This window comes from Streptomyces thermospinosisporus (assembly GCF_039526425.1).
GTDB classification, from domain to species: domain Bacteria; phylum Actinomycetota; class Actinomycetes; order Streptomycetales; family Streptomycetaceae; genus Streptomyces; species Streptomyces thermocarboxydovorans.
This window is the reverse complement of sequence record NZ_BAAAIZ010000004.1, coordinates 75,627-85,575: the sequence shown is the minus strand read 5'-3', so window position 1 is coordinate 85,575 and position 9,949 is coordinate 75,627. Positions and strand designations below refer to the sequence as shown.

9 protein-coding genes are annotated in these 9,949 nt (G+C 72.7%); 4 read left to right on the top strand and 5 right to left on the bottom strand.

The genetic code is table 11. From position 1 onward, the window contains the following. Positions 1-21: 21 nt before the first annotated feature. Both ABD207_RS01915 and ABD207_RS01910 read right to left on the bottom strand, forming a co-directional pair. Complete coding sequence (locus tag ABD207_RS01915; protein WP_344009491.1) at positions 22-1,254, bottom strand: cation:proton antiporter; 1,233 nt, start codon at positions 1,252-1,254, stop codon at positions 22-24. A gap of 4 nt (positions 1,255-1,258) precedes the next feature. Then, entirely contained in the window at positions 1,259-1,729 is a 471-nt protein-coding gene (locus ABD207_RS01910) for a cation:proton antiporter regulatory subunit (RefSeq protein WP_343997306.1), read from the bottom strand. Between the two features lie 286 nt (positions 1,730-2,015). Between ABD207_RS01910 and ABD207_RS01905 the strand changes: the two genes are divergently transcribed. Beyond that, positions 2,016-2,852, top strand: coding sequence for a universal stress protein (locus ABD207_RS01905; RefSeq protein WP_344009489.1), 837 nt, complete (start codon positions 2,016-2,018; stop codon positions 2,850-2,852). Positions 2,853-2,937: 85 nt separating this feature from the next. Here ABD207_RS01905 and ABD207_RS01900 read toward each other — a convergent pair whose 3' ends face one another. Then, the gene (locus ABD207_RS01900) at positions 2,938-3,366 is read right to left on the bottom strand and encodes a secondary thiamine-phosphate synthase enzyme YjbQ (RefSeq protein WP_343997308.1); all 429 of its coding nucleotides are present in this window, start codon (positions 3,364-3,366) and stop codon (positions 2,938-2,940) included. An 80-nt stretch (positions 3,367-3,446) separates the two neighbouring features. Here ABD207_RS01900 and ABD207_RS01895 point away from each other — a divergent pair, with 80 nt between their 5' ends. After that, complete coding sequence (locus ABD207_RS01895) at positions 3,447-4,535, top strand: NAD(P)-binding domain-containing protein (protein ID WP_344009487.1); 1,089 nt, start codon at positions 3,447-3,449, stop codon at positions 4,533-4,535. Positions 4,536-4,649: 114 nt separating this feature from the next. On the opposite strand, the gene mltG is transcribed toward ABD207_RS01895, so the two are convergent. Together mltG and ABD207_RS01885 are read right to left on the bottom strand one after the other, a co-directional pair. Continuing rightward, positions 4,650-5,510: an endolytic transglycosylase MltG gene (gene mltG, locus ABD207_RS01890; protein ID WP_344009485.1), complete on the bottom strand. Its 861-nt coding sequence runs from the start codon at positions 5,508-5,510 to the stop codon at positions 4,650-4,652. 43 nt (positions 5,511-5,553) lie between these two features. Then, complete coding sequence (locus ABD207_RS01885; RefSeq protein ID WP_344009484.1) at positions 5,554-7,362, bottom strand: ABC transporter ATP-binding protein; 1,809 nt, start codon at positions 7,360-7,362, stop codon at positions 5,554-5,556. A gap of 101 nt (positions 7,363-7,463) precedes the next feature. Here ABD207_RS01885 and ABD207_RS01880 point away from each other — a divergent pair, with 101 nt between their 5' ends. Continuing rightward, a complete protein-coding gene (locus tag ABD207_RS01880; RefSeq protein ID WP_344009482.1) occupies positions 7,464-7,910 on the top strand; it encodes a MarR family winged helix-turn-helix transcriptional regulator in 447 nt (148 codons plus the stop codon). 219 nt (positions 7,911-8,129) lie between these two features. Then, a partial coding sequence (locus ABD207_RS01875) for an ABC transporter transmembrane domain-containing protein (protein WP_344009480.1) occupies positions 8,130-9,949 on the top strand: 1,820 nt, incomplete at its 3' end.

Below are 9,949 nucleotides of genomic sequence, written 5' to 3'. Positions count from 1 at the left end.
CCGGTGCAGTGTGTGGGAGGGCTAGCGCTCCAGACCCTCATCGACCGGCTCCAGCAACTCCTCCTTGGGCTTGGGGGCCGGGGCGGGCGTCGCGGCGCCGCGGCCCGCCAGGCGGAGGGCGATGGGCTCGGTGTAGCGGGCGGTGAGGGGGCCGAGGATGACCAGCACCAGGACGTAGGCGGTGGCCAGGGGGCCAAGCTCGGGTTCGACACCGGCGGTGACCGCCAGGCCGGCGATGACGATGGAGAACTCACCGCGGGCGACCAGCGTGCCGCCCGCGCGCCAGCGGCCCTTGGGCGAGACTCCGGCCCGGCCGGCGGCCCAGTAGCCGGTGGCGATCTTGGTGAGCGCGGTGACCACGGCGAGGGCCAGGGCCGGCAGGATCACCGGGGGGATCGACTCCGGGTCGGTGTGCAGGCCGAAGAAGACGAAGAACACCGCGGCGAACAGGTCCCGCAGGGGCGCCAGCAGGTTGTGCGTGCCCTCGGCGACCTCGCCCGACAGAGCGATGCCGACCAGGAAGGCGCCGACCGCCGCCGAGACCTGCAGCTGCTGGGCGAGACCGGCGACCAGCAGGGTGAGGCCCAGCACCACCAGCAGGAGCTTCTCCGGGTCCTCGCTGGAGACGAAGCGGGAGATCACCCGGCCGAAGCGGACGGCGACGAAGAGCACCAGACCGGCGACACCGAGCGCGATGGCCAGGGTGACGCTGCCCGCGGCGAGGCTGACGCCGGCGAGCAGGGCGGTGATGATCGGCAGGTAGACCGCCATCGCCAGGTCCTCGAGCACCAGGATGCTGAGGATGACCGGGGTCTCGCGGTTGCCGAGACGTCCCAGGTCGCCGAGCACCTTGGCGATCACGCCGGACGAGGAGATCCAGGTGACACCGGCCAGGACCACGGCCGCGACCGGACCCCAGCCCATCAGGAGCGCGAGGGCGGCGCCGGGCAGGGCGTTGAGCGCCATGTCGACCAGACCGGCCGGGTACTGGGTCTTGAGGTTGGAGACCAGGTCACTGGCCGTGTACTCCAGACCCAGCATGAGCAGCAGCAGGATCACACCGATCTCGGCGCCGATGGCGACGAACTCCTCGCTGGCGCCGAGCGGCAGCAGCCCGCCCTCGCCGAACGCCAGTCCGGCGAGCAGGTAGAGCGGGATCGGTGAGAACTGCAGGCGGCCGGCGAGCCGGCCCAGCAGACCGAGGCCGAGAATGATCGCACCGAACTCGATCAGGAAGATTGCAGAAGAGTGCACGTGCTCACTCCCGGTCGAGTATCCGGGCCGCCGCCTCGACGCCTTCACGGGTGCCGATGAGGATCAGCGTGTCGCCGCCCGCCAGCCGGAAGTCCGGCGCGGGCGACGGGATCGCCTCCGCCCTGCGCAGCACCGCCACGATCGACACGCCCGTCTCGGTGCGCATGCGGGTCTCGCCCAGGAGACGGCCGTTCCAGTAGGAGGTCGTGGGCAGCTCGATCCGCTCGGCGACCAGACCGAGGTCGGTGGTGTGCAGCAGGTTGGGGCTGTGGTGGTCGGGCATCAGGGCGTCTATCAGCGCCGCCGACTCGGCGACCGTGAGCTTCAGCGACTGGGCGCAGGCGTCGGGGTCGTCGGAGCGGTAGATGTTGACCGTGCGGGCGCCGTCCCGGTGGGCGATGACGGACAGGTGCTGGTGCTCACGCGTCGTGAGGTCGTACTGCACGCCGATGCCCGGCAGCGGCGTGGTGCTCATCCGTGGAGCAGGCACAGCCCGTCCCCTTCCAGTTCTGCTTCGTTCTTGGTCGTACGACATGGGCGAACACGCCGAATGCGGCGCTTCATCGTACTGATGGTCCACACCCAGGCGGACATCGTGCCATCCGGCCGTTCGGCGCGAACATGGGTGTTGCCACGGATGGACAGATGCCGCGCCGCGGCACGAGGATCCCCGCCGGAGGCCGTGTCGCCACAGCCCGGCCCGCCCGCGTAGGCGTTCGCGCCCGCGGGTACCCGGTGGCACCCGGGGACGGGAGTGAGCAGTGAACGACACGGTGATCGTGGGAGTGGACGGCTCGCCGCACAGTCTCGCCGCGGTCGACACCGCGGCCCGTGAGGCCCATCTGCGCCGCGCCGAGCTGAGGATCGTCCACGCCTTCAGTCACACGGCCGATCTGGACCCGATGATCCACGGCGTGCTGGTACAGGCCGAGCAGCGCGCCGGCGACCTCTTCCCGGACCTGGAGATCGCCAGGACGGTCGCGGCCGGTGACACGCTGACGGTGCTGCAGAGCGAGTCACGGCACGCGGTGCTGGCGGTGGTCGGCAGCCGGGGGCACAGCGGGTTCGGCGATCTGCTGCTCGGCTCGACGGTGGTGAAGCTGGCCGCGCACGGGTACTGCCCGGTGATGGTGGTCCGCGGGCGCCCGGACCCCGAGGGGCCGGTGCTGCTCGCCGTGGACGGCTCCGCGGCCGGGGCGGCGGCGGTGGGCTTCGCCTTCCGCGAGTGCGCGCTGCGCGAGGTGCCGCTGGTGGCCATGCATGTGTGGAACACCTGGAGCGAGCCCACGCCCTACGCGGGCCCGGCCGACCCGCTGAACGTCGTGGTCGACCTGGACCAGCTGCGCGAGACGCACGAGCGGCTGCTGGCGGACGCGGTGGCGGCGGAGCGCGCCGCGCATCCAGAGGTCGCCGTGGAGCTGCGGGCGGAGCGGGGCAGGGTGCGGCATGCGCTGCTGGAGGCCTCGAAGGACGCCCAGCTGCTGGTCACCGGGGCGCGCGGGCACGGCGGCTTCACCGGGCTGCTGCTGGGCTCGGTGAGCCAGGCGCTGCTGTACCACGCCGACTGCCCGGTGGTCGTGGTGCGCCACCGGAAGTGAGCCGGGTTTCGGGAGTGAGCCGGGTTTGATGAGCCCGCACGAAGCGGCGCGCGCGGTCGGGCACCTTCGCAGACGCAGAGGTGGGTCAGGCTCCCGCGAGGAAGCTGAGCCGTACCCGGCGCTCGGGGTTGTCGCGGTTGGTGTCGACCAGGCAGACCGACTGCCAGGTGCCCAGCTCCAGGCGGCCGCCGATCACCGGCAGCGTGGCGTGCGGCGGGACCAGGGCGGGCAGCACATGGTCGCGGCCGTGGCCGGGGCTGCCGTGCCGGTGCTGCCAGCGGTCGTCGGCGGGCAGCAGGGTGTGCAGGGCCGCCAGCAGGTCGTGGTCGCTCCCGGCACCGGTCTCGATGACGGCGATCCCGGCGGTGGCGTGCGGCACGAAGACGTTCAGCAGTCCGTCGCGGCCGGCCGCCGTCTCCCGGAGGAAGGACTCGCAGTCACGGGTGATGTCGACGACCCTCTCCGCGGATCCGGTGGCGACGGTGAGGACTCGGGTGGTGAAGGCATCTGACATGCCCTCCATCCTCGCCCATGCGCCGGGCTTCACCAGGGAAGGGCGGGAAGATCCACGGACGCGGCGCGGTTGTTGAAACTATGAACGACATCCGTGAGGTCGACGTGGTCGTCATCGGTGCCGGGCAGGCGGGCCTGTCCAGTGCCTATCACCTGCGGCGCACCGGCTTCGTGCCGGACCGCGACTTCGTGGTGCTGGACCACTCCCCCGGCCCCGGCGGCGCCTGGCGGTACCGCTGGCCGTCCCTGACGTACGGCACGGTGCACGGCATGCACGCGCTGCCCGGCATGGAGCTGACCGGCGCCGATCCGGCGCGCCCCTCCTCCGAGGTGATCACCGAGTACTTCGACCGCTACGAGCGGGCCTTCGGTCTGCGGGTGCGGCGCCCCGTTGACGTGCGGGCCGTGCGGGCCGTGCGCGAGAACGGCGACGGACGGCTGCTGGTGGAGTCGTCCGAAGGCTCGTGGGCGACGCGGGCCCTGATCAGCGCCACCGGCACCTGGGACCGGCCGTTCTGGCCGCGCTACCCGGGCCAGGAGACCTTCCGGGGACGGCAGTTGCACACCGCGCAGTACCCGGGGCCCGAGGCGTTCGCCGGGCTGCGGGTGGTCGTGGTGGGCGGCGGGGCCTCGGGCACCCAGCATCTGCTGGAGATCGCGCCGTACGCGGCGAGCACCACCTGGGTGACCCGGCGACCGCCGGTGTTCCGCGAGGGGCCGTTCGACGAGGAGGCCGGGCGGGCCGCCGTCGCCCTGGTCGAGGAGCGGGTGCGGCAGGGGCTGCCGCCGCGCAGCGTCGTCTCGGTGACGGGGCTTCCGCTCACCGACGCGATCCGGCAGGGCATCGCCGACGGCGTCCTCGACCGGCAGCCCATGTTCGACCGGATCACCCCGGACGGCGTGGAGTGGAAGGACGGCCGGCGGGTCGAGGCCGACGTCATCCTGTGGGCCACGGGCTTCCGCCCGGCGGTGGACCATCTCGCCCCGCTGCGGCTGCGTGAACCGGGCGGCGGCATACGGATGGAGGGCACGCGCGTGGCCGCCGATCCACGCATCCACCTGGTGGGCTACGGCCCGTCCGCCAGCACCATCGGCGCGAACCGCGCCGGGCGTGCGGCGGTGCGGGACATCAGACGGCTGCTCGCCGAGCAGCCGCTCGCCGCGGCGTGACGGACTGCCGGTGCGGGCGGGGGGTTTCCCGGTACGGGCCGGGGGTTTCGCGGGTGGCACGGGGCGGTGCACCCGCTGGACGGCGGCCGGCGCGCTCGGCAGCGGCTCACCGGCTCACCCCTTGGCCGCCTCCGCCTTCTTCTGCTCGGCGGCCTTCTTCAGTGCGGCGTCGCGCTCGGCGACATTGCGCTGGTGCTCCTTGAGGTCGGCGGTGAATCGGGTGTCGCCGGGCTTGACCGTGACGAAGTAGAGCCAGTCGCCGGGGGTGGGGTTGATCGCGGCGCGCAGGGCCTCCTCACCGGGGTTGCCGATGGGGGTCGGGGGCAGACCCATGCGCTGGTAGGAGTTGTAGGGGCTGTCGACCTTGGTGTCGGCGGCCTTCGCGTGCAGGGTGGGCCGGCCGAGGGCGTAAGAGACGGTGGAGTCCATCTGCAGCGGCATGCCGCGCTCCAGCCGGTTGAAGATCACCCGGGCCACCTTGCCCATGTCGTCCTCGGTGGAGGCCTCCGCCTGGACGATGCTGGCGATGGTGACCGCCTGGTAGACGTTCATGGCGTTGCGCTGCGCACCGGCGGCGATCGGGACCCCGTTGAACTTCCGCTGGGCGGCGTCGGCCATCTCCGCCAGCAGCTTTTCGGGGGTCGTCCCCTTCTGCAGCGGATACGTCCCGGGGAAGAGGTAGCCCTCCGGGTTGCCCTCCGCGTCGGTGGGCAGCTCGAGGCCGGCCTTGCCGAGGGACTTCTGGGTGGTGCCCGCGGGCAGGGCGAGGGCCTTGTCGACGGCGGCGTAGACCTGGCTCGCGCGCCAGCCCTCCGGGACGACCAGCGCCGTGGGGCGGGCGTCGCTCTCGTCCCCCAGGATCAGCAGCGGCACCGCCACGGCGGTGCCTGCCACGACGGCCCCGGTCGCCATGAGGGCGAGACGGCCCCGGCGCGTCAGCCGGATCGAGTTCCGTGACGGAGTGTTGGTCTGCATGCGGGCACGGTAACCCTCATATCGTCACAAACCCGGCATATATTCATCTTGTCGGCTCCAGTTGAGCATCCCGGCGTACCAGCGCCGCGTACCGACCGCCCCGCTCCAGCAGCTCCTCGTGCGTGCCGCGTTCGACGACCCTCCCGGAATCGAGCACCACGATCTGGTCGGCGTTGCGGACGGTGGACAGCCGGTGGGCGATGGTGATGGTGGTGCGGTTGGCCGACAAGGCGTCGATGGCCTTCTGGACGGCGGCCTCGGTCCGGGTGTCGAGGGCGCTGGTGGCCTCGTCGAGGACCAGCACCGGCGGATCGCGCAGGATGGTGCGGGCGATGGCCAGTCGCTGCTTCTCGCCTCCGGAGAAGCGGTGCCCGCGCTCGCCGACGACCGTGTCGTAGCCGTCGGGCAGGGAGGCGATGTGGTCGTGGATCTGCGCGGCCTCGGCCGCCGCGTACAGCTCCTCGTCGGTGGCGTCCGGCTTGGCGAAGCGCAGATTGTCGGCGACCGAGGCGTGGAAGAGGTACGTCTCCTGCGAGACCACGCCGACCGCGCGGGCCAGGGTGTCGAAGTCCAGGGCGCGGACGTCGACCCCGTCGAGGGTGACCCGGCCGCCCGTCACGTCGTAGAGCCGGGGCACCAGATGCCCCAGCGTGGACTTGCCCGCACCGGTCGGGCCGACCACGGCGAGGCTGGAGCCGGCGGGGACGGTGATGTCGATGCCGTCGAGCACGGTGGTGCCCTTGCCGTCGTACCGGAACTCCACGTTCTCGAAGCGGACCTCGCCCTTGACCCGCTCCAGGCGCACGGGGTCGGGGCGTTCGGTGATGTCGACCGGCAGGTCGAGGTACTCGAAGATGCGCTGGAACAGCGCGAGCGAAGCCTGGATCTGCACGCCGGTCGACAGCAGGCTCACGGCGGGCCGGAACAGCCCCTGCTGGAGCGAGACGAAGGCGACGAGCGTGCCGAGGGAGACCTCGGGGCCGCCCGCCTGGACGGCGATGCCCGCGGTCCAGTAGATGACGGCGGGCATGGCGGCCATGACGACGGTGATCACGGCCATGCGCCAGCGGCCGGCCATGTTCGACCGCACCTCCAGATCCACCAGCGCCTCGGACTCCTCGGCGAACGCCCTGGTCAGGGAGTCCGAACGGCCCATGGTGCGGCCCAGCAGGATGCCGCTGACGGACAGCGACTCGGTGACCGTGGCGGCCATCGCCGCCATCTGCTTCTGGCGCTGGGTGGTGATCCGCTTGCGTTCGTCCCCGACCCGGCGGCTGATCCACACGAACACCGGCAGCAGGGCCAGCGATACCACCGTCAGCCGCCAGTCGAGGGCGAGCATGGCCACGACGGTCGCCACCACGCTGGTGAGGTTGGAGACCAGGGAGGTGGCCGTGGAGGTGACCGTGGCCTGCATGCCGCCGATGTCGTTGGCGATGCGGGACTGGACCTCGCCGGTGCGGGTGCGGGTGAAGAAGGCCAGCGACATCCGCTGCAGCCGGCCGTAGACGGCGGTGCGCAGATCGTGCATGACGCGCTGCCCGACCGTGGTGGAGATCAGCGTCTGCAGGACGCCGAACACGCTGGTGAGGACGGCGCTGAGGATCATGCCGAGGGCGAGCAGGCTGAGCAGCCCGGTGCGGCCCTCGGGGATCGCCACGTCGAGGATCGCTTTCAGCAGGAACGGGGAGGCGACGGTGACCAGCGACGAGGCGCAGACGAGCAGACCGACGAGCGCGAGACGGCCGCGGTAGGGGCGGAAGAGGCGCAGGATGCGCCGGACCTGCCGGGGCTGGTCGCCCTGCGTGCCGTCGGGCGGGGGCGGGATCACTGGGCCGTGGTCGGGGTGCATGGTCTCCTTCGGCTCGGGCGGGGCGGGGCGAGGGGATCAATGGGAGCCTAGCTCATTGTTACCTATGCTCATAATGAACTCCGTCCTGATATTGTCTGCGCATGACCTCCCCCGATCCCGACGGCCTGCTGGCCGAGCAGCTGCTTCGGCTCACCCGCCGGGTGCACCGCATCCAGAAGCGTCACCTGGAGCGGCGCGAACTCGGCATCACCCCGGCCCAGTCACGGCTGCTGCGCACCCTCGCGCACTACGGCTCACCACCGCGCATGGCGGATCTCGCCGAGCGGCTGGAGGTGGTGCCCCGGGCGGTGACCACGCTGGTCGACGGGCTGGAGGCGAGCGGCAAGGTGCGGCGGGTGCCGGATCCGGACAATCGGCGGGTGATCCGGATCGAGCTGACCGACGAGGGACGGGCCGCGCTGCGGGAGCTGCGCGCGGCACGCAGGTCCGCCGCCGAGGAGATCCTCGCCCCGCTGGGGGACCAGCAGCGCAAGGTCCTGGGCGAACTGCTCGACACCCTGGTCGACGGGACGGCAGCTCCGCACTGATCCCCACGGCGCGGTTGGTCCCGGGTCCGGCCGGTTCGGGTCCCGGGTCCGGCCGGTTCGGGTCCCGGGTCCGGCCGGTTCGGGTCCCGGGTCCGGCCGGTTCGGGTCCCGGCCGGATCCTGGCGGCGGGCGGAAAACCGGTTGCCCGCCCGTACGCAATGAGGTCAACCTGTCACGGCTTGCAGCCACTGTCTGCCCCGCTCCGTTCCCTGGGACCTCATGCGTATCCAAGACCTTCCGCTTCCCGATCCGGGTGTGCCCGACGCGCGCTCGGGCCCCCGGCTCCTGTGGTGGCTCTTCCGCAACCAGCTGTCCGGACAGCTCGTCGCGCTCGCCTGGGGTCTGCTGCATTTCGCCTCGGTGGCGGCGCTGCCGTTCTGCGTGGGCGCGGCCGTGCAGGCCGCCGTCGACCGCTCGGGCGACCGGCTGGCGCTGGCGGGCGGCCTGCTGGCGCTGGTCTGCGCCGGCAATGCCATGGGTGACACCTTCCTGCACCGGGCCGCCGTCACCAACTGGATCACCGCCGCCGCCCGCGCCCAGCAACTGCTCGCGCGCAAGGCCGCCGTGCTCGGTGCCGCACTGACCCGGCGAGTCGCGGCCGGTGAGGTGGTGGCCGTGTCCACCGGCGACGTCGAGAAGATCGGCTGGTTCGTGGAGGCTCTCTCACGGTTCACCGCGGCGGCGGTCACCATCGTGCTGGTCGCCGCGGGCCTGCTGATCCACCAGCCGGCGCTCGGTGTCGTCGTCGCCGTGGGCGTGCCGGTGCTGGCCTGCGCGGTGCTGCCGCTGCTGCCGCACGCCACCCGGCGGGCCGATGTGCAGCGCGCGAAGGCGGGGCGGGCCACCGAACTCGCCTCCGACACCGTGGCCGGGCTGCGGGTGCTGCGCGGCATCGGCGGCGAGGAACTCTTCCTCGACCGCTACCGGCGCGCCTCCCAGGAGGTGCGGCACGCCGCGGTGCGCAGCGCCCGCATGTGGTCGCTGATCGCCGCGATCCAGGTGCTGCTGCCGGGGCTGCTGCTGATCGGCGTCGTCGGCTACGGCGTGCACCTCTCCCGCCAGGGCCGGATCGAGGTCGGTGAACTGGTCACCGTCTACAGCTCCGTGATGCTGCTCGCCTACCCCCTGCGCCATGTGGTGGAGATCGCCATGGCCTACTCCTTCTCCAAGCCGTCGGCCCGGCGGGCCGCGCGGGTGCTGGCGCTGGAGCGGGCCATGGACGCCGCGGGTTCGCTGCCCGAGCAGTCCGTGTCCGGCGATCTGTACGACCCGGAGACGGGTCTGTGCGCCCCGTCCGGCCGGCTCACCGCCGTGGTGTGCGGGGACCCCGACGCGGCCGGGAGGCTGGCCGAGCGGCTCGGCGGGCATGCGGCCCAGCCGGGCGCCTCGGTGCTGCTGGGCTGCGTGCCGCTCGACGAGCTGCCGCTGGACACCGCCCGCCGGGCGGTCCTGGTCCAGGACAAGGACCCGGTGCTGCTGTCCGGGACGCTGCGCGAGCTGCTCGACGTGCCCGCCTCCGGGCAGGTCGATCCGCAGGCCGCGCTGGAGGCCGCACAGTGCGAGGACGTGCTGGCGGCGCTGGTGGAGGGATCGCTGGACGTCCGGGACCCGATGGACGCGCGGCTCACCGAGCGCGGGCGGTCGCTGTCGGGCGGCCAGCGCCAGCGGCTCGCCCTGGCCCGGTCGCTGGTCGCCGACCCGGAGGTGCTCGTCCTGGACGAGCCCACCTCGGCCGTGGACTCGCACACCGAGGCCCGTATCGCCCGGGGGCTGCGCGATCTGCGGTCCGGGCGGACCACGGTGGTGTTCACATCCTCGCCGCTGCTGCTGGACCGGGCCGACCGGGTGGTGTTCCTGCACGAGGGCACGGTCGTGGCGGCCGGCACCCACCGAGAGCTGGTGCACACCGAGCCCCGGTACCTGGCGGTGGTCACCCGGGAGACCGAGGACGAGGCCCGGCACGAGGACCGGCGCGCCACCCGGGCGGCCCGCGGGGCGGCGCCGGAGGACCGCGGGGCGGCGCCGGAGGACCGCGGGGC

What these genes read in the sequence shown, in the direction of transcription:
- ABD207_RS01910 (WP_343997306.1), bottom strand. Translation starts at nt 1,729, where the DNA reads ATGAGCACCACGCCGCTGCCGGGCATCGGCGTGCAGTACGACCTCACG.
- ABD207_RS01900 (WP_343997308.1), bottom strand. Translation starts at nt 3,366, where the DNA reads ATGTCAGATGCCTTCACCACCCGAGTCCTCACCGTCGCCACCGGATCC.
- ABD207_RS01895 (WP_344009487.1), top strand. Translation starts at nt 3,447, where the DNA reads ATGAACGACATCCGTGAGGTCGACGTGGTCGTCATCGGTGCCGGGCAG.
- mltG (WP_344009485.1), bottom strand. Translation starts at nt 5,510, where the DNA reads ATGCAGACCAACACTCCGTCACGGAACTCGATCCGGCTGACGCGCCGG.
- ABD207_RS01885 (WP_344009484.1), bottom strand. Translation starts at nt 7,362, where the DNA reads ATGCACCCCGACCACGGCCCAGTGATCCCGCCCCCGCCCGACGGCACG.
- ABD207_RS01880 (WP_344009482.1), top strand. Translation starts at nt 7,464, where the DNA reads ATGACCTCCCCCGATCCCGACGGCCTGCTGGCCGAGCAGCTGCTTCGG.